Annotated in this window: 28 protein-coding genes; 17 read left to right on the top strand and 11 right to left on the bottom strand. The window is 41.3% G+C overall.

Annotated features, from left to right (window positions below):
* The first annotated feature begins 46 nt into the window (after nt 1–46).
* The 7 genes from dnaG to J7J00_RS08335 all read left to right on the top strand — a co-directional run bounded on the left by dnaG (nt 47) and on the right by J7J00_RS08335 (nt 6,386).
* Nucleotides 47–1,852, top strand: a complete 1,806-nt coding sequence (dnaG, locus tag J7J00_RS08365; RefSeq protein WP_214789963.1) for a DNA primase — start codon at nt 47–49, stop codon at nt 1,850–1,852.
* A gap of 35 nt (nt 1,853–1,887) precedes the next feature.
* On the top strand, nt 1,888–3,021 hold the full coding sequence (rpoD, locus tag J7J00_RS08360) for an RNA polymerase sigma factor RpoD (RefSeq protein WP_034308477.1): 1,134 nt from the start codon (nt 1,888–1,890) through the stop codon (nt 3,019–3,021).
* 207 nt (nt 3,022–3,228) lie between these two features.
* Entirely contained in the window at nt 3,229–3,453 is a 225-nt protein-coding gene (locus tag J7J00_RS08355; RefSeq protein WP_214789793.1) for a hypothetical protein, read from the top strand.
* A gap of 25 nt (nt 3,454–3,478) precedes the next feature.
* Entirely contained in the window at nt 3,479–3,760 is a 282-nt protein-coding gene (locus tag J7J00_RS08350) for a hypothetical protein (RefSeq protein ID WP_214789791.1), read from the top strand.
* 221 nt (nt 3,761–3,981) lie between these two features.
* The gene (gene cccA, locus J7J00_RS08345) at nt 3,982–4,350 is read left to right on the top strand and encodes a cytochrome c550 (RefSeq protein WP_214789789.1); all 369 of its coding nucleotides are present in this window, start codon (nt 3,982–3,984) and stop codon (nt 4,348–4,350) included.
* 213 nt (nt 4,351–4,563) lie between these two features.
* A complete protein-coding gene (locus J7J00_RS08340; RefSeq protein ID WP_214789787.1) occupies nt 4,564–5,271 on the top strand; it encodes a tRNA (adenine(22)-N(1))-methyltransferase in 708 nt (235 codons plus the stop codon).
* On the top strand, nt 5,268–6,386 hold the full coding sequence (locus tag J7J00_RS08335; RefSeq protein WP_214789784.1) for a Nif3-like dinuclear metal center hexameric protein: 1,119 nt from the start codon (nt 5,268–5,270) through the stop codon (nt 6,384–6,386). Before J7J00_RS08340 ends, J7J00_RS08335 begins: the two co-directional genes overlap by 4 nt.
* A 47-nt stretch (nt 6,387–6,433) precedes the next feature.
* Here the strand turns inward: J7J00_RS08335 and J7J00_RS08330 are convergent, their stop codons facing one another.
* Nucleotides 6,434–7,378, bottom strand: coding sequence for a 4-hydroxy-3-methylbut-2-enyl diphosphate reductase (locus tag J7J00_RS08330; protein ID WP_214789782.1), 945 nt, complete (start codon nt 7,376–7,378; stop codon nt 6,434–6,436).
* A gap of 125 nt (nt 7,379–7,503) precedes the next feature.
* Nucleotides 7,504–8,190 (bottom strand): YqfQ family protein, encoded by a 687-nt coding sequence (locus tag J7J00_RS08325; protein ID WP_214789780.1) that lies wholly within the window; start codon nt 8,188–8,190, stop codon nt 7,504–7,506.
* 519 nt (nt 8,191–8,709) lie between these two features.
* On the opposite strand from J7J00_RS08325, the gene J7J00_RS08320 reads away from it, so the two are divergent.
* Complete coding sequence (locus J7J00_RS08320) at nt 8,710–10,023, top strand: DEAD/DEAH box helicase (RefSeq protein ID WP_214789778.1); 1,314 nt, start codon at nt 8,710–8,712, stop codon at nt 10,021–10,023.
* A 12-nt stretch (nt 10,024–10,035) separates the two neighbouring features.
* On the top strand, nt 10,036–10,932 hold the full coding sequence (locus J7J00_RS08315; protein WP_214789776.1) for a deoxyribonuclease IV: 897 nt from the start codon (nt 10,036–10,038) through the stop codon (nt 10,930–10,932).
* A 108-nt stretch (nt 10,933–11,040) separates the two neighbouring features.
* Here J7J00_RS08315 and J7J00_RS08310 read toward each other — a convergent pair whose 3' ends face one another.
* Nucleotides 11,041–11,301: a DUF2624 family protein gene (locus J7J00_RS08310; protein WP_076365270.1), complete on the bottom strand. Its 261-nt coding sequence runs from the start codon at nt 11,299–11,301 to the stop codon at nt 11,041–11,043.
* A gap of 213 nt (nt 11,302–11,514) precedes the next feature.
* Here J7J00_RS08310 and J7J00_RS08305 point away from each other — a divergent pair, with 213 nt between their 5' ends.
* The 3 genes from J7J00_RS08305 to J7J00_RS08295 are packed head-to-tail and all read left to right on the top strand — an operon-like array spanning nt 11,515 to nt 13,575.
* Nucleotides 11,515–12,279 (top strand): metal ABC transporter ATP-binding protein, encoded by a 765-nt coding sequence (locus tag J7J00_RS08305; protein WP_214789774.1) that lies wholly within the window; start codon nt 11,515–11,517, stop codon nt 12,277–12,279.
* Between the two features lie 21 nt (nt 12,280–12,300).
* Nucleotides 12,301–13,134 carry a metal ABC transporter permease gene (locus J7J00_RS08300; protein ID WP_214789772.1) on the top strand — a complete coding sequence of 278 codons (834 nt, stop codon included), beginning with the start codon at nt 12,301–12,303 and terminating at the stop codon, nt 13,132–13,134.
* A 15-nt stretch (nt 13,135–13,149) separates the two neighbouring features.
* The gene (locus J7J00_RS08295; RefSeq protein WP_034308449.1) at nt 13,150–13,575 is read left to right on the top strand and encodes a Fur family transcriptional regulator; all 426 of its coding nucleotides are present in this window, start codon (nt 13,150–13,152) and stop codon (nt 13,573–13,575) included.
* A gap of 36 nt (nt 13,576–13,611) precedes the next feature.
* Here the strand turns inward: J7J00_RS08295 and J7J00_RS08290 are convergent, their stop codons facing one another.
* Nucleotides 13,612–14,196 (bottom strand): 5' nucleotidase, NT5C type, encoded by a 585-nt coding sequence (locus J7J00_RS08290; RefSeq protein WP_214789770.1) that lies wholly within the window; start codon nt 14,194–14,196, stop codon nt 13,612–13,614.
* Nucleotides 14,197–14,363: 167 nt separating this feature from the next.
* On the opposite strand from J7J00_RS08290, the gene J7J00_RS08285 reads away from it, so the two are divergent.
* Nucleotides 14,364–14,834 carry a DUF4190 domain-containing protein gene (locus J7J00_RS08285; RefSeq protein WP_286201234.1) on the top strand — a complete coding sequence of 157 codons (471 nt, stop codon included), beginning with the start codon at nt 14,364–14,366 and terminating at the stop codon, nt 14,832–14,834.
* An 88-nt stretch (nt 14,835–14,922) separates the two neighbouring features.
* Here the strand turns inward: J7J00_RS08285 and ispG are convergent, their stop codons facing one another.
* From ispG to J7J00_RS08265, 4 genes are all read right to left on the bottom strand, one after another.
* On the bottom strand, nt 14,923–16,044 hold the full coding sequence (gene ispG, locus J7J00_RS08280; RefSeq protein WP_098369791.1) for a flavodoxin-dependent (E)-4-hydroxy-3-methylbut-2-enyl-diphosphate synthase: 1,122 nt from the start codon (nt 16,042–16,044) through the stop codon (nt 14,923–14,925).
* 203 nt (nt 16,045–16,247) lie between these two features.
* On the bottom strand, nt 16,248–16,574 hold the full coding sequence (locus J7J00_RS08275; protein WP_214789768.1) for a LysM peptidoglycan-binding domain-containing protein: 327 nt from the start codon (nt 16,572–16,574) through the stop codon (nt 16,248–16,250).
* 141 nt (nt 16,575–16,715) lie between these two features.
* Nucleotides 16,716–16,790, bottom strand: coding sequence for a DNA-binding anti-repressor SinI (gene sinI, locus J7J00_RS28850; protein ID WP_396020513.1), 75 nt, complete (start codon nt 16,788–16,790; stop codon nt 16,716–16,718).
* A 424-nt stretch (nt 16,791–17,214) separates the two neighbouring features.
* A complete protein-coding gene (locus tag J7J00_RS08265; RefSeq protein WP_214789766.1) occupies nt 17,215–17,982 on the bottom strand; it encodes a DUF1189 domain-containing protein in 768 nt (255 codons plus the stop codon).
* 163 nt (nt 17,983–18,145) lie between these two features.
* On the opposite strand from J7J00_RS08265, the gene J7J00_RS08260 reads away from it, so the two are divergent.
* Together J7J00_RS08260 and sodA are read left to right on the top strand one after the other, a co-directional pair.
* A complete protein-coding gene (locus J7J00_RS08260) occupies nt 18,146–18,631 on the top strand; it encodes a DUF456 domain-containing protein (protein WP_214789764.1) in 486 nt (161 codons plus the stop codon).
* A 136-nt stretch (nt 18,632–18,767) separates the two neighbouring features.
* On the top strand, nt 18,768–19,376 hold the full coding sequence (gene sodA / locus J7J00_RS08255; protein WP_034308436.1) for a superoxide dismutase SodA: 609 nt from the start codon (nt 18,768–18,770) through the stop codon (nt 19,374–19,376).
* A 184-nt stretch (nt 19,377–19,560) separates the two neighbouring features.
* On the opposite strand, the gene J7J00_RS27945 is transcribed toward sodA, so the two are convergent.
* Genes J7J00_RS27945 through J7J00_RS08245 form a run of 3 tightly spaced genes read right to left on the bottom strand, consistent with a single transcriptional unit; the run spans nt 19,561 to nt 20,025 of the window.
* A complete protein-coding gene (locus J7J00_RS27945) occupies nt 19,561–19,686 on the bottom strand; it encodes a hypothetical protein (protein WP_286201233.1) in 126 nt (41 codons plus the stop codon).
* A 15-nt stretch (nt 19,687–19,701) separates the two neighbouring features.
* Complete coding sequence (locus J7J00_RS08250) at nt 19,702–19,851, bottom strand: hypothetical protein (RefSeq protein ID WP_214789762.1); 150 nt, start codon at nt 19,849–19,851, stop codon at nt 19,702–19,704.
* Between the two features lie 15 nt (nt 19,852–19,866).
* Nucleotides 19,867–20,025, bottom strand: coding sequence for a hypothetical protein (locus J7J00_RS08245; RefSeq protein ID WP_214789760.1), 159 nt, complete (start codon nt 20,023–20,025; stop codon nt 19,867–19,869).
* Between the two features lie 295 nt (nt 20,026–20,320).
* Between J7J00_RS08245 and J7J00_RS08240 the strand changes: the two genes are divergently transcribed.
* Nucleotides 20,321–21,541, top strand: a complete 1,221-nt coding sequence (locus J7J00_RS08240; RefSeq protein ID WP_214789758.1) for an MFS transporter — start codon at nt 20,321–20,323, stop codon at nt 21,539–21,541.
* A 199-nt stretch (nt 21,542–21,740) separates the two neighbouring features.
* Nucleotides 21,741–23,915, top strand: coding sequence for a peptidoglycan D,D-transpeptidase FtsI family protein (locus J7J00_RS08235; RefSeq protein ID WP_214789756.1), 2,175 nt, complete (start codon nt 21,741–21,743; stop codon nt 23,913–23,915).
* The last annotated feature ends 46 nt before the right edge of the window (nt 23,916–23,961 follow it).

Raw genomic sequence — 23,961 nt, 5'->3', positions numbered from 1 at the left:
AATATCGAATTAGAAACTATCACCAATATTGCAAGGTGGAAAAATGATAAATGGCCGTATAGAAGATGAGAAAATTAATCAAATTCGTGAAGCTGTTGACATTGTTGATTTAATTGGGGAGTATGTCCAGCTGAAGAAGCAGGGGCGCAATTACTTTGGCCTATGTCCTTTTCATGGTGAAAACTCGCCCTCGTTTTCCGTTTCAACGGAAAAACAAATCTTTCACTGTTTTGGTTGCGGGGCAGGCGGAAATATTTTTACCTTCTTGATGGATATAGAAGGCTACAGCTTTGTGGAATCTGCAAAAGTTTTAGCTGAAAAAGGAAATGTTCCTTTGGATGTTGAAATCAATAAGGACTCCAAGCGATCTAACATGCCGGCAGGCTCTCAGCAAATGGTTGAAGCCCATGACCTGCTGAGGAAGTTTTATCATCATCTCCTCGTTAATACGAAAGAGGGGCAGGATGCTCTCGAATATTTACTTAAACGCGGGTTTACTGAAGAGACGATAGAAAAGTTCCAAATTGGCTACTCTTTGGATTCATGGGACTTCGTGTCCAAGTTCCTTTTAAAACGCGGGTTTCCAGCGGAATACATGGAGCAGGCAGGGCTTATTATTTACAGGGAAAAAGACGAGTCATATTTTGACCGTTTCAGAAATAGAGTCATGTTTCCAATTATGGATCATCAAGGAAATACGATTGCGTTTTCAGGAAGAGCGATGGGGGACGATGAGCCCAAATATTTGAATAGTCCTGAAACGCCAATCTTTAATAAAAGTAAAACTTTATATAATTTCCATCATGCAAGACCACACATACGAAAGAAAGAACAAGCAGTCATTTTTGAAGGCTTTGCCGATTGCATTTCAGCAGTTGGCGCAGGTGTGGAGAATGCGGTCGCTACAATGGGTACTGCCCTGACGGACCAGCATATCCAGCTTTTAAAAAGAAATACTGACAAGATACTTATTTGCTACGATTCGGACTCTGCGGGATTGAACGCTGCCAATCGTGCAGTTAATATGCTACAGGACCATGAGTTTTCCGTGAAAGTCGCTCTCATGCCTGATAACTTGGACCCCGATGACTACATAAAGGAATTCGGTGAAAAAAGCTTTGTTTCTGAAGTAATAGGGGCCAGTTTAACCTACATGGCATTCAAAATGCATTATTTGCGTCGAGGGAAAAATGTAAATAATGAAGGAGATCGAATTCAATATATCGAAGAAGTCCTTAAAGAAATTTCGCGATTGCCCAATGCAGTGGAGAGGGATCATTATCTCCGACAGCTATCCTCTGAATTTTCCCTTTCATTGGATGCGCTGGAACAGCAGCAGCGTCAGGTGTTCTTTACGGAACGCAAGAAGGGGACACTGCCGCAGCCAGCAGCTCCAAAGAAAATGGCCCTGCAATATGAGCATAAGTTAAAGCCTGCTCACCATAATGCTGAAACGATGTTGATTGCCCATATGCTAAAAAGCAGGGATATGACTTTCAAAATTCAGCAGTTGCTTGGGCAAACGGTCTTTCATGTAGATGAACATCAGGCAATCATCACCTATTTATATGCGTTCTATGAAGATGGACACGAACCGGATACAAGCTTTTTCCTTACTTATTTACCGGATCCAAACTTGAGAAGGATCGTTTCGGAAATAGAAATGATGTCAGTGAATGAGGAAGTTACAGATAAAGAACTGACCGATTGTATAAATCAAGTGTTGAAATATGAAAAGTTGTTAAAGATAAAAGAAAAACAAGTTGAAGAAAAAGATGCAGTTAGACGAAGTGATTATGTCACTGCTGCACAAATTGCCATGGAAATCATTAAATTGCGTAAAATGTTGTAGTCGTTTAGGTGTAAGTCCTGGAAGGAGGGGAACTAATGGCTGAAAAACCAGCACGTTCCAAACAAGTTGATAATGAATTTAGCCTTGAACAGGTGAAAGAAAAATTACTAGAGCTAGGTAAAAAACGGGGCTCTTTGACTTTAGAAAAAATTGCTGAAATGATTGGCGGTTTTGAGTTGGATTCCGATCAAATGGATGAGTTCTATGAGGTGTTAGCAGAAAACGGCGTCGAAATACTCACTGATGGTGAGGAAGACGAAGATGAAGACGATCCAGATGAGAAGAAACTTGCAAAAGAAGAAGAGTTTGACTTAAATGATTTAAGTGTTCCTCCTGGTGTTAAAATTAATGACCCAGTACGCATGTATTTAAAGGAAATTGGTCGGGTCGACCTTTTATCGGCAGAAGAGGAAATATCTCTGGCGACGAGAATTGAAGATGGAGATGAAGAAGCGAAACGCCGTTTGGCAGAAGCTAACCTTCGTCTTGTTGTCAGTATCGCCAAACGCTATGTCGGACGCGGAATGCTTTTCCTTGATTTGATTCAGGAAGGTAATATGGGACTTATCAAAGCAGTGGAAAAATTTGATTACCGCAAGGGATTCAAATTCAGTACGTATGCAACATGGTGGATTCGCCAAGCGATAACCCGTGCGATTGCCGACCAAGCAAGAACGATCCGGATACCGGTGCATATGGTGGAAACCATCAATAAATTGATCCGTGTCCAAAGACAGCTTCTTCAGGATTTAGGACGTGAACCTTCTCCGGAAGAAATTGCGGAGGATATGGACTTAACTCCTGAAAAAGTTCGTGAAATCTTGAAAATAGCTCAGGAGCCTGTTTCATTGGAAACGCCAATAGGTGAAGAAGACGATTCACATTTAGGTGATTTCATTGAAGATCAGGATGCGACTTCCCCATCGGAACATGCAGCATATGAACTTTTGAAAGAACAGCTTGAAGACGTATTGGATACTCTTACTGACCGTGAAGAGAACGTCTTGAGACTCCGCTTTGGACTTGATGATGGCCGCACCCGCACACTTGAAGAGGTAGGTAAAGTGTTTGGGGTCACCCGCGAGCGTATCCGTCAAATCGAAGCGAAGGCGCTACGTAAACTGAGACATCCAAGCCGCAGCAAACGCTTGAAAGATTTCCTGGAGTAGAATATATATGCCTTACAGAGCCCTCTTTGAATGCCCAGCGTTCGGGAGCGGCTCTTTTTTTCAATTTTGATGTAAAAATATCCTTGTAAGAACAATGTTTATCCATTTTTCCGCATAATGGAAATAAAAATTTACAACAGAAACCATTTTACATAACTAAAAAGCTAGCCGTTAAAAAGAAATGATCACCATGAGGATGTGAAATTCATGGATGAGATGAGAAAGAAAATCATCATTCAAGAAATAAACTCCTGGAAGGAAAGTCGTATGCTTCTGGAGCAATATTGTAATTACCTGCTTGCGTTATACTGTCAAGGCGAACTGCCGCCATCTAAATCGAATAAAACCGAGAGCAAAAAAAAACGACCTCTTTTCCGGGGTGTTGCTTGGGGCTCTTTTTGCATTTATTGTATTTTTGAATTATTTTACTGAAATACCCATAAGAATGCAAATGCTTATGACAACAATTTCAATACTTGTCTTTTGGCTGGCGGTTCCCCGCTTTAACGGCAGGAAAACCATTTTTCAAATGTCGTTGATGGGAATGGCGCTATCATTGCTTTTATTAACTGTCAGTTTTGCGGAATTCATGGCACCCGGCAAAGTGGGTATCCTTTATATTTTCTTGTTCATTAATTGCGGACTCTGGATTTTAATAGGCAATAAACTGAAGCTGCTCCATTTTTCCATTGCGGGGGGCCTGGGAGCACTGGTCACTCTTTACTTTTTATTAATATAACCAGCGGTTTTAAATAATGAATTTAGGGTATTATGAACGTATGTAAGAAAAAGTAAATTGTTTGGAAATATACATAAGTTTTTGACAATTTTAAGAAATTATATAATATCTTCTATTTTTGGGCTTTTACTTGAAACCCTTTTCAAGTAAAATAATATATAGCTGTTTGTATATAATATTAATTATGGTAAGTTTAGGTTCTACATAGGGGAGGAAATACTATGAATCGCAATCCAGTAATGCCTTTTATTATTATCATGGTTTTTGGTATTGGACTTATGTTTTTACTTTCGTTTAAAGGTTTGGGTGATGCCAAAGATCTTGCTAAGGAAAAAGAGGGCGGCGAAAAGACAGAAGAAACAGAAAATGCCTCAGCATCACCTGAGGACATTTATAAGCAAAACTGTATCTCTTGTCATGGTAACGCCTATCAGGGCGGTGTCGGGCCTGCTCTAAAAGGAGTTGGCGATCGTCTGTCGGTGGACGAGGTTAAAAACGTGATCACTAATGGACGAGGTGCAATGCCATCAGGTTTAGTCGAAGAACAGAACATTGACGCCATGGCCGAATATATTCATGGACTGAAATAAGTCATGAAACTGACTCAAGAAATCGTTGGAAAGCGAACTCTTTGAGTCAGTTTTTCATTTTTCGGAAAAGGAAGATTCCAGATGGAAGGTTTCTTTTGCCCTGATAGAAAGGGCCCTATTTCTCCTGTCTGTAATTTTTCGATTGAACTTGGTATAATCGAATGGGAAACTAATTATAGTAAGACATTATTTGAATTAAGAGAGTTGATAAATATGAATCATGAAAAACTATCGATGAGATTAGAACGTGTTGCCATACATATACCAAAAGGAAGCATCCTTGCAGATATAGGTTCAGACCATGCTTACTTGCCGTGCTATGCGGTGACTAACGGCTTGTGTGACAGCGCTATAGCAGGTGAGGTTGTAGAAGGTCCCTATCAGTCAGCACGCAAGCAAGTGGCAATGACGGGGCTTGGGGACAAGATAGAGGTCCGTAAAGGAGACGGTCTTGAAGTATTGAATCCTGATGAAGCGACATGCATTACGATTGCAGGCATGGGTGGGACTTTAATATCAAGTATATTGGAAAGCGGAAAAGGGAAACTCGGCAAGGCAGAAAGGCTTATCCTTCAGCCTAATGTCGGTGCAGCGAATGTTCGCAGCTGGCTAATCGAAAACGGCTGGGAACTTAGTGGAGAGGAAATCCTTGAGGAAGATGGGAAAATATACGAAATCTTAATTGCCAAAAAAGGAGACCCGCTCAACCCTTATGGGGTAAACAAGCAAGCCGGCCTCACTTTCGGTCCATACTTAAGAGAGCAATTCAGTGACATTTTCATAAAAAAATGGCAGCTTGAGAAAAAACATTTGGAAAGAATCATCGAACAATTGGATGAAAGCGGAAGAAGCGGACTGGAAACGAAGCGCAATGAATTAAAATCTCAAATTTCAGTAATTGAGGAGGTGCTTAAAGGGTGAAGACAGTGAATGGCCACGAAATCATTGAAACGTTTGAACAATTCTCCCCAAAGCATTATGCAATGGAGGGAGATCCAATCGGGCTGCATGTCGGTCAGCTCAATAAGCCGGTTACTAAAGTGCTGATTGCCCTTGATGTGCTGGAAGAGGTTGTAGACGAAGCGATAGAACATGGCGTGGAATTGATCATCGCCCACCATCCGCTTATTTACCGACCATTGAAAAGGATCGATACAAACGCGGCTGGAGGCCGGATCATCGAAAAGCTGATCAAACATGATATCGCTGTTTATGCTGCACATACCAATTTGGATGTTGCTAAGGGCGGAGTGAATGATTTACTTGCCGAAGCGCTACAATTGCAGGACACAGAGGTATTGATTCCAACTTACGAGATAGCTCTAAAGAAATTGGTCGTATATGTTCCAAAGACCGACGAACAAAAGGTGAGGGAAGCCCTAGGTAAGGCAGGGGCCGGAGCGATCGGGAACTACAGCAATTGTTCGTTTTCGGGGGAAGGTACCGGACGCTTCTTGCCAGGTGAAGGCAGTGAACCGGTAATTGGCTCTAAAGGAAAGCTTGAAGAAGTAGCTGAAATGCGGGTTGAAACGATATATCCGGAAAATATCGAGAAGAAAGTGCTAGCTGCGATGATTAAAGCCCATCCATATGAAGAAGTTGCTCACGATATATATAAACTGGAGAATAAAGGGGAATCTCTTGGCTTAGGAAAGATTGGTAAACTTACTGAAGAAATGACACTTGAACAATTTTCCGAACATGTGAAGCGGACTCTCGATGTTGAAAAGTTGCGTGTCGTTGGAGATTTGCAAAGTCCGATAAAAAAAGTGGCCGTTTTGGGCGGAGACGGCAATAAATACTTTACGACAGCGAAATTCAAGGGAGCTGATGTTTACGTTACAGGTGATATGTATTACCATACAGCCCATGACGCGATGATGATTGGATTGAATATCGTGGATCCGGGCCACAATGTTGAAAAGGTGATGAAAAAAGGTGTAGCACGAATCCTTGAAAAAATGTGCCGCGAAAAGAACTACAATGTGGAATTCATTCCATCCCGGCTGAATACCGACCCTTTCCGCTTTATTTAACTAACACGAAAAAGGCAGCCTTAGTGGCTGCCTTTGTTTTTGTGCAATCATTTCTTCACTTTAATCTTAGGTAAAATCTTATGCAATGGCGTTTTCTTTTCGGTATTCCAAGTCGATTCATCATTTGCTTCGTATTGATCTAGAAAAGCGATAACTTCCTTCGTGATCGGAGTTGGTGTAGAAGCTCCCGAAGTGACGGCAACCGTTTCTGCATCCTTTAACCATTCAAGGTTCAACTCGGAAATGTCAGCGATTCGATAAGCTCTCGTGCCGGCAATCTCTTGGGATACTTGTGCAAGACGGTTTGAATTATTACTCTTGGGATCTCCGACAACGATTAAAACATCAGCTTCGCCAGCTTGCTCGGCAACCGCTTCTTGGCGAACCTGTGTCGCTAAACAAATTTCTTTATGGACTTCGGCATGCGGGAACTTTTCCTTGACCTTATCCATGATATCCAAAACATCCCATTGGCTCATCGTTGTTTGATTGGTGACAATGATCTTATCACTATTCAAAGTCAAGGCTTCCACATCTTCATCTTTTTGAACCAGGTGAACGACATCAGGAGCAACTCCGACAGCACCTTCTGGTTCCGGATGGCCTTTTTTGCCTATATAAATGATTTGATAGCCTTCCGCTTGTTTTTCCCGAATTAAGTCATGTGTTGCGGTAACATCGGGACATGTTGCATCGAGCGTCACAAGACCTTTTTTCTCAGCGATCTTCCTAATCTCAGGTGAAACGCCGTGAGCAGTAAAGATGACGGTTCCGCTGTCCACCTGTTCGATGATATCGTTGCGGTTGCTTCCGTCCAACGTGATGATGCCTTCTTCTTCGAACGCATCCGTCACATGTTTGTTATGCACGATCATTCCTAAAATGTAAATGGGACGTGGCAAGGTTTTATCTAAAGCCGCATTACGGGCGATGACCATGGCATCGACAACGCCATAACAATAGCCGCGCGGGGAAATTTTAATCACTTTCATCTATGTGTCCTCCTTCAAGGCAAGAAACTCCCACTTTTTATACCTTTCTATTATATAAGACCATAGATGATATTACAAAACATCATATTTACTTAAAATCAGTTATTGGAAAATTTTTGCAGATATTATATATAAAGCTTGGGACCGGATGATCTTTCCCTTTTCGTTTCGGTACGAACTTGGGTGATGGGGCTAGCTTCTTTAGCTTTATCTTTTTTCTTGGAATCCGTTTTTACCTCACTGTTTTTTTGTTCCTCAACCTTTGGCCCGCTTTCAACGGAAGCTCCCTCATCCTCGGTCTCACCGGCTGATGATATGCTCCTGAAAACTTTCCACATGGAAGGCAGATTTTTAATCACTGGCCCGTATTGTTCCACCATAGGCGTGAATTGTTCCGCCGCCTGCAACACTTTTTGCGTGTTGGAAAGCATATTATTAAGCGAATCGGGGTTTTTTAATGTTTCCAAAATACCGCCTCCGCTGCTTCTTGAAGAACTTTTGTTAGTGGAAGCGGCTGGCGCAAACAAATTGGGAGAAGCTCCTTTTTGTTTCGACTTACCGAATATTTTTGACAATAGCCCTTCTTTCTTTGCTGGCGGCATTTCCTGCCGCTGCGGTTGGGTGAAAGGGCCTCGGAAACCTTGAGGTCCCTGTGGCATCTGCGGTCTGTTTTGGACCATCGGCCGCTGCATCTGCTGATAAGGATGGGGAATTTGCCTTGACTGTCCGAATGGAGCAGGGTGCTGCTGCATCCTTCGACCATTGGATGGCTGAAAACCGGGTCCGGGTTGACGATTTCTATTTGGGAACATAGGTTTCACCTCCTCAGTTTTTATATGCGGTGTAATCTTCTATATAAATTATGCAACTCGGCAAAAAAGGTTTGAGGAAAGAGTGACTGGGCAGTTGTGAAGTAACCGGAAAGAAGGTAAGATGGTAACGGTAGTCTTTTAGCTCCATGTCTGCGGGGGATACGCTATGACCAGGACAGGGGCTTTTCGTTTGCAAGAGTCCAATTTAAGAGAACTAACCTCAGCGCATGCGCTTTTGTGATTTAATTAAATGGGTCACAGGGAAAAAAGTAGATGGCCTGACCTATGGGACAATCCCTATTTTCTTCACGAGCAACCCAGGCGCTTGCGCTTTTTGTGTAATCCAGCTTCAGCGCCTAGCTCGATGTGAAAAAGAGGATAGTCCTCACAAGGCAAAAAGCGCCTTATGGGACAATCCCTATTTTCTTCACGAGCAACCCAGGCGCTTGCGCTTTTTGTGTAAAATTTATTATAATAACAGGACATGTCTAATGACTGACAGGATAAAGGAGTTTTTTGATGAAACAAAATCAATTTGAACGATTTAATTTGAAAAGCTACATTCTAGATGCGGTTCGTACTTTAGGGTTCGATAAGCCGACGGAAATTCAAGAGCGCGTGCTTCCGTCGCTTTTAAAGGGAAGTAGCTTAATTGGCCAGTCGCAGACAGGTACAGGAAAGACACATTCCTATTTGCTGCCAATCATGAACAGGCTTGATGCTGGTAAAAATGAGGTTCAAGCGATTATTTCCGCACCAACCCGTGAGTTAGCGAACCAAATCTACAAAGAAGCTTTGAAAATTGCTGACCATTTCCCTGAGGATGAGCAGATTCAAGTCCGTTGTTACATCGGTGGCACTGATAAACAGCGAATGATAGATAAATTGAAGACACAGCCACAATTGGTAATTGGTACGCCGGGCCGGATCAAGGACTTGGTTGAAGCTCAGGCATTACAGGTGTATACAGCTAAAATGCTTGTAGTCGATGAAGCGGACCTTATGCTTGACATGGGATTCCTTGAAGATGTCGATTTATTTGCATCACGTATGGCTGAAAAAATTCAAATGCTTGTTTTCTCGGCAACTATACCAGAAAAATTAAAGCCATTCTTGAATAAATATATGGAGAATCCGAAATATGTTCAAGTGAACCCTAAACAGGCGACTGCTGCAAAAATTGAACATGTCTTAATTCCGCTCCGCCATCGTAACAGAGAGCAGTTACTGCATGATATCATTGTTCGTTATAATCCGTATTTGGCGATTATTTTCACAAACACCAAAAAAATGGCGGATCATGTGGCTAATTCCTTGATTGAAAAAGGGTTGAATGTCGGTCGTATTCACGGAGATTTAACACCTCGTGAGCGTAAAAAAATGATGAAGCAAATCAATGATTTGGAATATCAATTCATCGTTGCGACAGATCTGGCTTCCCGTGGAATCGATATTGAAGGTGTAAGTCATATCATTAACTATGAATTGCCTTCAGATTTGGATTTTTATATCCATAGGACGGGTAGGACGGCTCGTGCAGGATATTCAGGCATTGCCACTACCATTTACGATACTTCTGATGAAGATTCATTGAACCGCCTTGAAAAAATGGGCATTCAGTTCCGTGATGCCGATATCCAAAACGGTGATTGGGTTGATATCGACGAACGTAATAAACGGAAAAACCGTAAAAAACAAAAATCTGATATTGATGTTAAAGCGAGCAGGCACGTCAAGAAGCCAGCTAAAGTCAAGCCAGGATACAAGAAGAAAATTCAACGTGATGTGGAAAACTTTAAAAAACGCGAACGTCGTATACAGAGAAAGAAATAAGGGAGAAATCAGATGCTGAAGATTGGATCGCATGTTTCAATGAGCGGGAAAGGCATGCTTCTTGCTGCGAGTCAAGAAGCGGCTTCGTATGGCTCCAACACATTCATGATCTATACAGGGGCCCCTCAAAACACAAGACGTAAAAAAATCGAGGATTTAAATATCGAAGCCGGAAGACTGCATATGGAGGAGAATGGAATCAGCGATATCGTAGTCCATGCTCCGTATATCATTAATATAGGAAATACCACGAATCCAGCCACATATGAGCTTGGAGTCAACTTTTTACGCAGCGAAATCGATCGGACCGAAGCGATTGGCGCAAGGCAAATCGTACTTCATCCAGGTGCGCATGTTGGTGCAGGCAGTGAACTGGGAATCAAGAGAATCATCGAAGGCTTGAATGAAGTGCTGACTGCCGACGATAAAGTTCAGATTGCCCTTGAAACGATGGCGGGTAAAGGTTCTGAATGTGGCAGGTCTTTCGAGGAGCTGGCGATGATCATTGATGGTGTAACCCATAATGAAAAATTATCGGTATGCTTCGATACTTGCCATACTCACGATGCCGGATATAATATCATCGAGGATTTTGATGGCGTACTGAATGAATTTGATAAATTGGTCGGTGTTGACCGTATCAAGGTCCTTCATGTAAACGATAGCAAAAACGAACGCGGCACCCGTAAGGACCGCCATGAAAACATTGGATTTGGTCATATCGGTTTTAAGGCGTTGAATGATATTGTGCATCATCCTCAATTAAGCAATGTTCCGAAAATCCTGGAAACACCTTATGTAGGGGAAGACAAAAAAGACAAAAGGGCACCTTATAAATTCGAAATTGATATGTTCAAGAATAATCAATTTGAAGAAGATGTATTGGAAAAGATCAGATTCCAACAATAATCATAATAGAAAAGGACGATTCATTGAAATAAAGATGAATCGTCCTTTCATTTTGCATTTGGAGTAAATATGCTCAAATAAAGACTGTCAGCAACAGGCTTAAGATTTTTAAAAAGTGGAAGTAAGGTTGTTGAAGAGGGATTCTATCTCCCTGGCTGTGCTTGCTCCGGCAACTTTTGTAATTTGACCAAGTACGTTCTGTCTTTGACGTATATCAAAAATGTTAATGTTTTTACCGGCTAGAAGTGCAGTGATATCCTGTGCCTGTTTTTGAGTGAGTGCAACCTTATGCTGTTTAGCAAGGGAAAGCAGTTCATCGGGGCGTATATTGTTGATTTTATGATTGACCATCATTTCAAATAATTTCAAACGATCTCCTCCTTTGTTAAAACATATGAAGGAGGAAGACGGATTTGAACATGAAAATCGTTTTGGTTACGGTAAATTGTTTCAGATGACACTTTTTGGTGATTCGGGGCGTTTCGGCACTTGTTAAGAAGACCGGATTCTTTACATCTGGACTTCTTTGATTTATACTAACGATTGTTAATCGTAATGATTCTTAAAAAATAGGTGATCTCTTTGGATAATGTAGTAAACCCCATAGTTAAATTTGAAGATATATCTTACAAATATACAAAAGATCTAGTGCTGGAACATGTTTCACTTGAAATTCCTAGAGGGGCCTTCTTAGCTATCGTCGGGCCGAATGGATCCGGTAAGTCAACGCTTTTGAAGTTGCTGCTTGGTCTGTTCAAGCTTCAAAAGGGCAAAATTGAAATATTCGGGGAAGACATACGACGCTTTAAAGATTGGCAAAAGGTCGGGTTCGTTTCCCAAAAGGCGAATTCCTTCAACTCAGGATTCCCTGCCACTGTTTTTGAAGTGGTTCAGAGCGGTTTGACCAAAAAAATTGGCTTGTTTAAGTTTGCAAGCAAAGAGGATAAGCAAAAGGTGAAGAAGGCTCTGGAATCCGTGGATATGCTTGAATATCAGAACCGTAATATCGGGGAATTGTCCGGAGGCCAACAGCAAAGGGTATTCATTGCCCGTTCACTGGTCAGCGAACCGGAATTGATGATATTGGATGAACCCACGGTTGGCGTTGATTCAAAAAACGTCCATCAATTTTATGAAATGCTTGAGATGCTGAATAAAAAATTAGGAATAACCCTGATTTTAGTAACCCATGATGTTGGTACTGTGACCGATAAAGTCACACATGTCGCCTGCTTGAATAAAAAGCTTCATTTTCATGGGGATGCCCGTGAATATAATGAATTGGATGAAGGTGAGCTCTCGTCCATTTATGGACATGGGGTCCAATTTTTAAATCATGATCATTAATATGTTTTGGAGGATAGCCCAATGATATCGGGGATATTGCAATTTGAATTTTTGCAGAACGCATTCTTGACCGGAATCATCATCGGAGCGATTGCGCCATTAGTGGGCGTTTTTGTCGTGGTAAGGCGGATGTCGATGATTTCCGATGCGCTCAGTCATGTAGCGCTTGCTGGTATAGCGTTTAGTTTATTGCTGCAGAAGAGCTTTCTATCTTTAGCAGGATTGAATCCACTTTATATTGGAATGGCGTTTTCTGTAGGTGGTTCATTATTTATTGAAAAATTAAGAGGGGTGTACAAGCATTACCAAGAGCTTGCAATCCCGATCATAATGTCCGGCGGCATGGGTCTTAGTGTCATTTTCATATCCATTGCAGATGGTTTCAATACCGATTTATATGGTTATTTATTCGGCAGTGTCAGTGCCGTCAGCCGGGCGGACCTGTATGTCATTTTGGCAGTGGGGCTAGTCGTAGCCTTGATGCTTACCTTATTGTATAAAGAATTATTTCTGTTATCTTTTGATGAAGAGCATGCCAAGGCGTCTGGAATACCTTATAAAGTGATTCATTTTATTTTTATTGTCATGGTCGCATTGGTCATTGCGGCTTCCATGAAAATCATTGGCATATTACTTGTTTCTTCGCTAATGACACTCCCGGTAGCAGCTAGTCTCCGCTTTGCGAAGGGCTTTAAGCAGATGATTGGTTATTCAATATTATTCGGTGAAGTTTCTGTCATTGGCGGATTATTCTTATCATACAACCTTGACCTCGCTCCTGGTGGAACCATTGTAATAATAGCTGTACTAATTCTCATCTTGTCAATTTTGTTTGATAAGTGGAAAAATCGATAGATGGGGTGATGTATTTTGAACGTAACTACTGCCATGCAACTTTTAAAAGATAAAGGTTTTAAGCATACAGGAAAGAGGGAAGAAATGCTTCAGCTTTTCTCTTCCAGTGATAAATATTTAACGGCCAAAGATGTATTGGAGAATATGAAACAGGATTATCCTGGTTTAAGCTTCGATACGATTTACAGGAACCTTTCCTTATTTGTCGAACTTGGCATCTTTGAAGCGACCGAGTTGGAAGGGGAAAAGCGTTTTCGTTTTACATGCGGTCATTCTTCCCACCATCACCACTTCATCTGTTTGAATTGTGGAAAAACGAAAGAAATCGAACTGTGCCCGATGCAGGAACTTCAGGAAAGCTTGAAGGACTACGATGTTTCGGGGCATAAATTTGAAATTTACGGACGCTGTCCCGCATGTAGCGTATCTTTGGAAGCATAAAAACCATTGACCTCCAGTCAATGGTTTTTTCTTGTCTCATTTTATAGTCGCCACTTTCCCTGACATCCAATTATTCACCCAGGCTGAGGCTTCTTGCCAATTGTTGACCCGAATCACCCTTTCAGGCACGGGATCTTGATTGTAGGGGGTATTAAATAAAATCACGGGTATTTTACACTCTTCCGAAATCGCTACTGCGTTATCGTGCTTGTCCTCTAAAAAGAGATCGACTTCGAATTTTTTGGCTGCAGCAATCTTATCGTGTGAACCTACAAGTTCTATATGATCATATAGGACTTGATTAGTCGTGAACCAATCCTTCGTTACATCCAATAGACGGGTGCTCCTGGCACTGATGAAATAAAGGTTGGCTTGTTCTGTCCATTTTTCCAATACATCTTTCGCACCCTCAGCCAATAATGATTCGGAATAGATGAGTGGCTCGGTCTCAATGAACCATTTAGTGAAATCCTCTTTTGGAACATTCACGAAAGGGAATAAGTCATATTCGGTAATGTCTTCATAAGCTAAATTCAGCTGAAATGCTTTATTTAAAAAGGGGACCATGGAATCAGGTCTTGTGACAGTCCCGTCTATATCGATGCCAAAACGTTTTTTCATGATGAATCTCTCCTCATTTTCAATACTTGTAATAGTGTAACATATCCCCTCATAGCTTTGGTAAAAACGCATATTTATTTCCAAGACATGAAACCATTTTCACGATGGTTCCTGCAATTTTTACATACACTATAAATGCTCCACAAACGAAAGTGAGGGATGCGCGAATGGAAAAAGATCAATACTCCAGTATTGACGATGAAATGCAATTGGCGAAAGAGGGCAATGAACCATCCGTTGTGGATGATCAGCATCATGAACGGTATTATAATGAAAATACACCTGAAGATGACAGACGATATGAGAGTCGTGGGACCATAACCAATATGGATAACCGGTATCAGGAAGAAACGTCTGCCGAGATTTCAGCACCACCTCAGCGAATCAGGTCATATAGAAATGATGAACCTGCAGAGGATAATGTTTCGGGGGATGTGGCATCAAGAGGAAAAGCGATTGGTGTCATATCATTGATCATCTCCATTTTGTCGTTATTCATGATGCCTTTCATTTTAGGGATTGTAGGTATCATTGTAGGAATAGTGGCCAGAAGCCGGGGATCGAACCTGGGTACATGGGCCATCGGCGTAGGTGCAGTCTCCATCATCGTTGCCATATTCATCCTGCCGTTCTTTTAGCATCATTAAACCCTTTGATGTCATTATGCATCAAAGGGTTTTTCAAACAAAAAAATCCCGATAATGAAAATTCGGGATTTTTTTTGTTTTATTTATTTAGTGTAGCTGCAGCAGCAGCTTCGGCTCTTTGTTTTTCATAGTACTCTTCAGCGATTTTGTCAATTTCCTTTTTCAGTTCCTCGACCATCGTCTCTTCAGGCACTTTACGTACAATTTGACCTTTTCTAAACAATAAACCTTCACCACGTGCCCCGGCAATGCCGATATCAGCCTCACGGGCTTCTCCAGGGCCGTTTACCGCACAACCAAGCACTGATACCTTGATTGGTGCTTTAACCGTCTGGATGTACTCTTCAACTTCATTGGCGATGGAAATCAAATCAATCTCGATTCGACCGCAAGTAGGGCAGGAAATTAAAGTGGCCATGTTAGAAGCAAGGCCAAATACTTTTAGAAGCTCCCTTGCCACCTTCACCTCTTCGACAGGGTCGGCACTTAAGGAAACACGCATCGTGCTCCCAATTCCTTGACTTAGGATGGCACCTAGTCCGGCAGCGCTTTTTACGGTACCGGAGAACAGTGTCCCTGATTCCGTGATCCCAAGATGTAAAGGATAATCGAATGCTTTTGAAGCTTTTTCATATGCTTCGATGGCTAAATTGACATCGGAAGCCTTCATGGAAACGATAATGTCATGAAAATCGAGGTCTTCCAGGATCTTGATATGGTGTAAAGCACTTTCCACCATTCCATCAGCAGTCGGGAAGCCATATTTCTCGATGATTTTCTTCTCGAGAGAACCAGCATTTACCCCTATGCGGATTGGGATTCCTTTAGCCTTTGCAGCTTTCACGACTGCTTCAACCTTTTCACGGCGTCCGATGTTACCAGGATTTATCCTGATTTTATCCGCTCCGCCTTCAATGGCCTTCAGAGCAAGTTTGTAATCGAAATGGATATCGACTACAAGAGGGATGTTTATCCGTTTTTTTATCTCAGAGATTGCATCAGCTGCCCTTTCATCCGGACAGGCGACACGTACGATTTGACATCCCGCTTCTTCAAGACGAAGGATTTCTGCAACCGTTGCTTCAACATCATGTGTTTTTGTCGTTGTCATGCTTTGTACGATAACTTCATTATTGCCGCCAATCGTTAAGTTTCCGACTTTAATTGGCCGCGTCTTGGTGCGATGTATGATTTCACTCAAGTGGAATTCTCTCCTTTAGGAAAAAATCAGTTTTGATTTTTAATTTGCTTCTCTGAAATATTGTATCAATGTACATACCGCTTGACAAGGAAATAGGACGCATAATCTTTTTTCAATATGCGACATTTCCTATTTCAGGATATACCTGGTGCTTGGAAATCCCCTTTAATGGTACTTGTGAAGGCGCAGATTCCTTTTGACAGTTATTTATAAATGGGAATCTTATATGTTTTGCCAATCTGCATATTTTCGGGCTTCAATCCTTCATTCAAACTTTGAAAGTCAGCGATGATCGTTTCGATTGGCTGATTGGATCCGCCTTTTTCAACGATGGATAGTAAGGTATCCCCGGGTTTCATGGTGATTTCTTTATAAGCGGCAGATGGTGCGGATGCAGACTGGCTGGCCGGCACGGCCGGTTCGCCTGTAGAGGCCGGTGGATGGGAAGCCGGCAGGGTACCCGTAGTCAAATCAAAATAAATAATAAATAAAGTGAAACAGAATGAGATAAAAAGCAGTAGCCGTTTCAATTTTCCATCCTCCCAAGCTTGTCTTTAATTCATCATACTTGGAGGGGACAAAAAATATGCCTAAAAATGGGCAATTTTTCAAATGGAATGTGAGAGTGACCTATCAAATTTTCTATTTCGGTTGAGTAACATCCTTATTATTTAATGTGTGCTAAGAAAGGAGCGAATTTCCTTTGGGGTCAGACCACTCTTTTTTGCCTCCATTATGAGTAACAACTACTGTACATCAATATGACTCTCTTTCACGTCTATCACCTCTTAAATACTATTTCAACCATAAGTATAGGAATAACTTGGTGAGTATTTTGTCGAATTAAGTAGATATAAAAAAATCATTATTGTAATCATATGCGGGAAAGGCATGGATTACTCGATTTTATGCAAAAGCAAAAAGATCCGGACCAGGTGGGTCGGATCTTGGTTTGTAGACTAAGTTCTATCTAAATTTACAAGGTTGATTGGGACGGGTGTGCGGGACTCCTGCTTAGAAAAGCGCGTCTAAGTGAGAGCCGACAGGCGAAAAGGACCGCCCGCGTAAAATCAGTGCCCTACGTTCCAATTTTACAAACCCATAAAAGACTGTAGGCAAACTTGATTCTCATCGAGTTTGCCTACAGTCTGAGTTCGAAACTTTTTCATGTCAATTTCCGATCTTATTGGCTGATGTTTCTTTAATGGATAAATATAACATCATCAATGTCACAAACCAGCTAATGATGGAAGCGAATGGCACATTTGCTTGAAAAGCATCCATGATGGTGAAGAATATGGTGGCAAGCGTTATGCTATATGCACCGATTCTCCAAAGATGCCGATAGGAAAGAGGACGGCCAAGAGCATTTTTGAAAAAAAGACCGAGAGCGGCAAGGATTGTCACTTTAATGAAGATTCCGCTAGCAGTAAACAGGTATAATATAAGTAGAAGCAATGGAAGGATGATCGGCAGCACAGATTCAACTGAATCAAGCCAAGTGGATATTTCCTGATTATCCCCCTCCAGAACTGAATATGGAGAGGATTGCACGTTGCCTCCGGATACGAAAACCAGATCAGACTTTAAAAGCGCGACAGCCTCATCAGCTTTTGTAGCTACCTCTTCCGGGGTCAAGGTTCCCGTGCCATCTACAAAAATTTGATATCCGTTTTTATTCAGGCTAAATGGCTCATCTTTTTCAGTCGTCAACGTTCCATTTTTGATTTCAAATGGCGGTAAGTCTTCGGATACTGTTTCGTGCATGGCATCTATCCCGTCAGCTACCATTGTACCGAAATAAAAAGCTGAAGGGAGAAAGGCGATGAGACTTATAAAGAAAACGAATAAAATCGTTTTCCCGATACCTTGGTTTTGAAAGGAAGCGATATCTTTAGGAGAATATAAGCTTACCCACAGTTGTTTGAATATGTTCAATGTTTTCAGCACCTAACTATATAAGATTCCTAACCAATTTTAACTATATGGGAAAAATAAAACAACCTGTATTCCGCTTCATTGGTTTCAACCATCAGGAATGAGGTAATTATGGAGAGATAAAGTCAAATTATAAATGAAATGAGAAAGGGGCGTTTTAGTTATGGATACACTATTTTGGATAATAATTACCCTCATGTTCATAATGGGATTTGTCGGTCTGATTTTTCCAATCATCCCAAGTGTTTTGTTCATTTTCGGCGGAATATTGTTATATGGACTATTTTATACTTTTGAACCATTTGGCTGGTTTTTCTGGACGGTTCAAATTTTATTTGTCATCCTTTTATTCGCAGCTGATTATATTGCGAACATGGTCGGGGTCAAAAAGTATGGCGGCACGAAAGCGGGAATTTGGGGCAGTACGATCGGGCTTCTGGTCGGGCCATTCGTGATTCCATTCGTCGGAATACTAATAGGTCCATTCATCGGGGCATTCCTGGCTGAGATAATAGTACATAAAAAAGACCCGGTTACTGCTTCAAAAATTGGCCTTGGTTCCGTTGTAGGCTTTATAAGCAGCGTAATCACAAAAGGCATCATTCAACTTCTGATGATTGGATATTTTATATTCGTGGTATTCTCATAGGAAATATAATCGAAAAATTGAGGCATAAGGTTTGAAACGGTTACAAAAATTTGATACTCTATTGCTAGCGAGCTTTAGGTATCTTTCGAGAACTGAAGCCCTCAAAAAAACAGCTTACATAGGGAGGAATTTTATTATGGCTTTTGAACTTCCACAATTACCGTATGCATATGATGCATTAGAACCACACATCGACAAAGAAACAATGAACATTCACCACACTAAACATCACAACACATATGTGACAAACCTGAACAATGCTCTAGAAGGCAACCAAGAACTTCTAAGCAAAAGCGTTGAAGAAATCGTCGCTAACCTTGACGCAGTACCTGAAGCTGTTCGTACAGCTGTACGCAACAATGGTGGCGGACATGCTAACCACACTTTATTCTGGGAAATCCTTTCACCTAACGGCGGCGGACAACCAACTGGTGAATTAGCGGATGCTATCACTTCAAAATTCGGAAGCTTTGACAGCTTTAAAGAAGAGTTCGCTAAAGCGGCTACTACTCGTTTTGGATCTGGCTGGGCTTGGCTTGCAGTCAACAATGGCGAGTTGGAAGTAACAAGCACACCGAACCAAGACAATCCATTATCAGAAGGTAAAACACCGCTTCTTGGATTGGACGTTTGGGAACATGCTTACTACTTAAACTACCAAAACCGTCGTCCTGAATACATCAATTCTTTCTGGAATGTTGTAAACTGGGATGAAGTTGCAAAACGTTACAGTGCTGCAAAATAATTTGTAATTAAAAAAGACAGGATTCCTTTTTTGAAAAGGAGTCCTGTCTTTTTTTTTGTTTCTTTTATCCGAACGGGAACATTAAAGAAAAACAATATAAAGGCAACTCGTATTGCTGTTTCGCCAAAAGAAGTGAAAGAAATTCATGAGTAAAAGCTGCGAATTCCAAGTAAAAGCTGCAAATTTACGAGAAACGCACAAATTCACGAGTAAAAGCTCCAAACTCACGAGTAAAAGTCCGAAATTCACGAGTAAAAGCATGGAATTCACGAGTAACGCACAAATTTACGAGTAAACACTCCAAACTCATGAGTAACGAACGAATTCACGAGTAAACACTCCAATTCCTGAGTGAAATCTCGAAACTTACGAGTAAAACCCTAAAACTTACGAGTAAAAGCTGAAAATTCACGAGTAAAAGCTCAAAACTCACGAGTAAAAGCCCGAAATTCACGAGTAAAAGCATGGAATTCACGAGTAACGAACAAATTCACGTGTAAACACTCCAATTCCTGAGTGAAATTTCGAAACTCACGAGTAAAACCCTAAAACTTACGAGTAAAAGCTCCAAACTCACGAGTAAAAGCTCCAAACTCACGAGTAAAAGCCCCAAACTCACGAGTAAAAGCCCGAATTCACGAGTAAACACTCCAAATTCATAAACATCCCCTCTGTCTTCGCCAGTCGAAGAGTTTTCTTTACACTGTTTCTGTAATGGGAAAGTCTATTAAGGAAAACAGTGTAAGTGCAAATACTTCTCTGTCTTCGCCAATCGAAGAGTTTTCTTTACACTGTTTCAGTAATGGGAAAGGCTTTTAAGGAAACCAGTGTAAGTGCAACTACTTCTCTGTCTTCGCCAATCGAAGAGTTTTCTTTACGTTTTTTTACATAAATTCTTTTGTTTTTTCAAACACTAGAGTGGAATTTAAAGGAGAGTTAAAACAATGGGTATTTTAGAGAGATGGTTGGGTGAAGCGGGAGGGAAGAAGGATCTGCACCTCCTTTTGTTTATTGGCGGGCTTTACAGCCTAAGCATTGCTTTATCCAATACATTCGTTAATGTGTACTTGTGGAAACAATCCGGTCAAATTGTTGATATTGCCATATATAATCTAACCGTGGTGCTTTTTCAACCGCTTACTTTTGTCTTTGCTGGCAGGCTGGCGAAAAAGGTTGATCGAATCATTGTTTTGCGTCTGGGTGTTATCTTTTTGGCCCTATTTTATTTATCAGTCCTATTGGTCGGCACACGGGCTACGGATTTTCTTTGGTTGCTTGGAGGACTGTTAGGAATCGGTTATGGGTTTTATTGGCTTGCCTATAATGTATTGACTTTTGAGATAACTGAACCGGAAACAAGGGATTTCTTCAATGGTTTTTTAGGGATATTATCATCACTTGGGGGAATGGTCGGTCCGATTCTTTCAGGGTTCATCATTTCGAGGCTAGAAAAATTCACGGGTTATTCCATTGTATTCGGATTGTCTTTGCTTTTGTTTTCCGTTGCGGTGTTTCTTAGCTTTTCGTTAAAAAGACGTCCAGCGCATGGCAGATACTGTTTCCTTCGGATATTGAAGGAACGGAAAAATAATCGGAATTGGCTCTTGATCACTCGTGCTCACTTTTTTCAAGGGATACGAGAGGGCACATTCATGTTCATCATTTCGATTACCGTTTTCATTCAGACGGATAGTGAACTTGCCTTAGGGAGCTATGGTCTGTTAAATTCGGCCATATCATTCGTTGCGTATTTTTTTGCTTCACGGTATATAAAACAGCCGATGCGAAAAAAAGCAATTCTTATTGGAGGAATCCTGTTGTATGCAGGTGTCTTATTGATTGCATTTGATATCACATTCGGGAAGCTTCTCGTTTATGGGGCAATTGTCGCTACCGCTTATCCTATTCTTTTGGTCCCTTATATATCATTGACTTATGACATTATAGGCCGCGCTTGGAAAGCAGCGGAAATGAGGATTGAATATATCGTTGTCAGGGAACTGTTCGTTCATATTGGAAGGATTGTATCCATATCAGGATTCATAATTTCCGTCATGTTATTCGACCTAAAGCAATTACTGCCGATTTATCTGTTAATCGTCGGTGCAGGTCATACCGTGATATATTGGTTTGTACGGAAAATCGATATCATTGACCAAGATTGAAAAGAGGCCATAGAGGTAGAGGCCTCTTTTCAATATACATGACTTACGGTTTTAGGATTTATGAGCCGTAAGTCACTTTTTATGTAAAGTTCGTTAGATGTTTAATATTTCTAGAACACTAAGGTAGAAAAAAATATAAATGTTCTATAGAATGGTATAGGACCTATTATGACTATGTAAAAAGGATGTGTGGCTTAGTGTGAATAAAAAGAAAAAGAAAAAGACGCATGTGCCTTTCAGATTGAATATTCTTTTCTTTTTAGTGTTTGTTTTGTTTTCCGCTTTAATTTTACGCTTGGGTGTTGTACAGATTGTTTATGGTGATGATTACCGGCGTGAGATTGAAAGAACAGAGGAAGTGACCGTGAATAATTCGGTGCCCCGTGGGAAAATGTATGACCGGAATTTAAAATTGATGGTCGATAACCAACCACTGGATGCAATTACATATACACGAAAGCAAGGTACGAAACAAACAGAAATGGTAGAAACGGCTGAGAAACTCGCGAAGTTAATCGAAAAGGAAACAAACAAAGTGACTGAGCGCGATAAAAAGGATTTTTGGATTTTGAAAAATCCAAAGCTGGCCGAGAAAAAGATTACGGATAAAGAACGGAAAAAAGTGGAAGAGGGCGAAATGGAAGAAAGTGATTTGTATAAGCTTCAGCTTGATCGGATTACTGAAGATGAAACAAAGCTTTCGGAAAATGATCTGGAAGCCCTTGCCATCTACAGGGAATTTGCAAGCGGATATGCCCTTACCCCGCAAATTGTGAAAAACAAGAAAGTAACAAAAGAAGAATTCGCTAGGGTGAGTGAAAACCTTGATTCTCTCCCAGGGGTCGATATATCTACAGATTGGGATCGTTTTTATACTTATAATAAAACACTCAAATCTGTATTGGGTAAAGTTTCCTCATCTGAAGAAGGATTGCCTAGTGAAAGCCTGAACTACTTCCTTGCACGTGATTACAGCCGAAATGACCGTGTAGGAAAGAGCTATATTGAGGCGCAATATGAAGATATCCTCCAAGGGCAGAAAGCGAAAGTAAGGAATGTGACCGATAAATCAGGAAATGTCGTCGATTCCGAAGTGGTTACTGAAGGTTCGCGAGGAAAAGATCTTATATTGACAGTTGATATGGATTTACAGCTTGCAACAGAGGAAATCATTGAAAAGCAATTGATTGCCAAGAAAAAAATGGGTAACACCAAATTCTTGGACAGGGCCTTTGTCGTCATGATGGATCCCGATACTGGGGAAGTATTAACGATGGCTGGGAAGAAATATGAGAAGGACCCAAAAACGGGGAAATCCTCGATTGAGGACTTCGCATTAGGAAATATCACGACTTCCTATACGATGGGTTCTGCGGTTAAAGGTGCTACCGTTTTGACCGGTTATCAGCAAGGTGCGATCCAGCCGGGTACGTCTTTTTATGATACGAAGCTGAAAATCAAAGGTACACCAGCAAAAGGTTCATATAGCAACTTCGGGAACATTAATGATTTGACCGCATTGAAAGTATCTTCGAACGTTTATATGTTCAGAACGGCAATAAATATTGCAGGTGCGCATTATGTGCCGAATGAACCGTTGAATATTAGTTCAAGCGCATTTTCGACCATGCGGAATTCATTCGCCCAGTTTGGCTTGGGAGTCCGCACGGGGATTGATCTTCCGAATGAAATGAGCGGATTCAAAGGTTCCGAAACATCTCCAGGTAAACTGCTTGACCTTGCTATCGGACAGTATGATACGTACACACCAATGCAGCTCGCGCAATATGTTTCAGCCATCGCAAATGGCGGTAACCGCATGAAGCCGCATATGGTTAAGGAAATCCGCGATCCTGTTGATAATAATGAGGAATTGGGACCTGTTGCCGAAGACGTTTCACCGACTGTCCTTAATCGTCTTGATATGAAAGAAGAGTGGATTGAACGTGTTCAGAGCGGTTTCGATAAAGTTGCGATGGAACAAGGCGGAACGGCTTATAAGTATTTTGGGAATAAATCGTATACAGTGGCAGCTAAAACCGGGACGGCGGAAGCATTCTATGACGGCCCGAACCGGTTGGATTATAGCGAGCCCCAAGAAACGATGAACATCACGCTTGTTGGCTATGCCCCAGCCAAAAATCCGGAGGTCGCTTTTGCGGTCGTTGTACCGTGGGCATACCAAGGACATATAGGCCACAGCATGAGTAAAGAGATAGGTGAAGAAATTATGGATACTTATTTCGAACTGAAAAAAGAACGGGCTAAGAAGGATAAGGAAAATACCGAAACCTCGACTGATTTGAAAGTGGAGAATGGTAAAGACGTTCAAAAGGACCAGGCTGAAGTTAGGGAAAGTCAAGAAAATGAATAAAAGGTTAAAACACGTTTTTGGGTAAAACCGAAAACGTGTTTTTTTG

This window comes from Bacillus sp. ISL-4 (assembly GCF_018613275.1).
Taxonomy (GTDB): domain Bacteria; phylum Bacillota; class Bacilli; order Bacillales; family DSM-1321; genus Peribacillus; species Peribacillus simplex_E.
Note: the sequence above shows the minus strand (reverse complement) of the source record. Positions and strands in the feature narration are given on the sequence as shown.

What these genes read in the sequence shown, in the direction of transcription:
- rpoD (WP_034308477.1), top strand. Translation starts at nt 1,888, where the DNA reads ATGGCTGAAAAACCAGCACGTTCCAAACAAGTTGATAATGAATTTAGC.
- J7J00_RS08355 (WP_214789793.1), top strand. Translation starts at nt 3,229, where the DNA reads ATGGATGAGATGAGAAAGAAAATCATCATTCAAGAAATAAACTCCTGG.
- J7J00_RS08350 (WP_214789791.1), top strand. Translation starts at nt 3,479, where the DNA reads ATGACAACAATTTCAATACTTGTCTTTTGGCTGGCGGTTCCCCGCTTT.
- cccA (WP_214789789.1), top strand. Translation starts at nt 3,982, where the DNA reads ATGAATCGCAATCCAGTAATGCCTTTTATTATTATCATGGTTTTTGGT.
- J7J00_RS08340 (WP_214789787.1), top strand. Translation starts at nt 4,564, where the DNA reads ATGAATCATGAAAAACTATCGATGAGATTAGAACGTGTTGCCATACAT.
- J7J00_RS08330 (WP_214789782.1), bottom strand. Translation starts at nt 7,378, where the DNA reads ATGAAAGTGATTAAAATTTCCCCGCGCGGCTATTGTTATGGCGTTGTC.
- J7J00_RS08325 (WP_214789780.1), bottom strand. Translation starts at nt 8,190, where the DNA reads ATGTTCCCAAATAGAAATCGTCAACCCGGACCCGGTTTTCAGCCATCC.
- J7J00_RS08320 (WP_214789778.1), top strand. Translation starts at nt 8,710, where the DNA reads ATGAAACAAAATCAATTTGAACGATTTAATTTGAAAAGCTACATTCTA.
- J7J00_RS08315 (WP_214789776.1), top strand. Translation starts at nt 10,036, where the DNA reads ATGCTGAAGATTGGATCGCATGTTTCAATGAGCGGGAAAGGCATGCTT.
- J7J00_RS08300 (WP_214789772.1), top strand. Translation starts at nt 12,301, where the DNA reads ATGATATCGGGGATATTGCAATTTGAATTTTTGCAGAACGCATTCTTG.
- J7J00_RS08290 (WP_214789770.1), bottom strand. Translation starts at nt 14,196, where the DNA reads ATGAAAAAACGTTTTGGCATCGATATAGACGGGACTGTCACAAGACCT.
- J7J00_RS08285 (WP_286201234.1), top strand. Translation starts at nt 14,364, where the DNA reads ATGGAAAAAGATCAATACTCCAGTATTGACGATGAAATGCAATTGGCG.
- J7J00_RS08260 (WP_214789764.1), top strand. Translation starts at nt 18,146, where the DNA reads ATGGATACACTATTTTGGATAATAATTACCCTCATGTTCATAATGGGA.
- sodA (WP_034308436.1), top strand. Translation starts at nt 18,768, where the DNA reads ATGGCTTTTGAACTTCCACAATTACCGTATGCATATGATGCATTAGAA.
- J7J00_RS27945 (WP_286201233.1), bottom strand. Translation starts at nt 19,686, where the DNA reads ATGAGTTTGGAGTGTTTACTCGTAAATTTGTGCGTTACTCGTGAATTC.
- J7J00_RS08240 (WP_214789758.1), top strand. Translation starts at nt 20,321, where the DNA reads ATGGGTATTTTAGAGAGATGGTTGGGTGAAGCGGGAGGGAAGAAGGAT.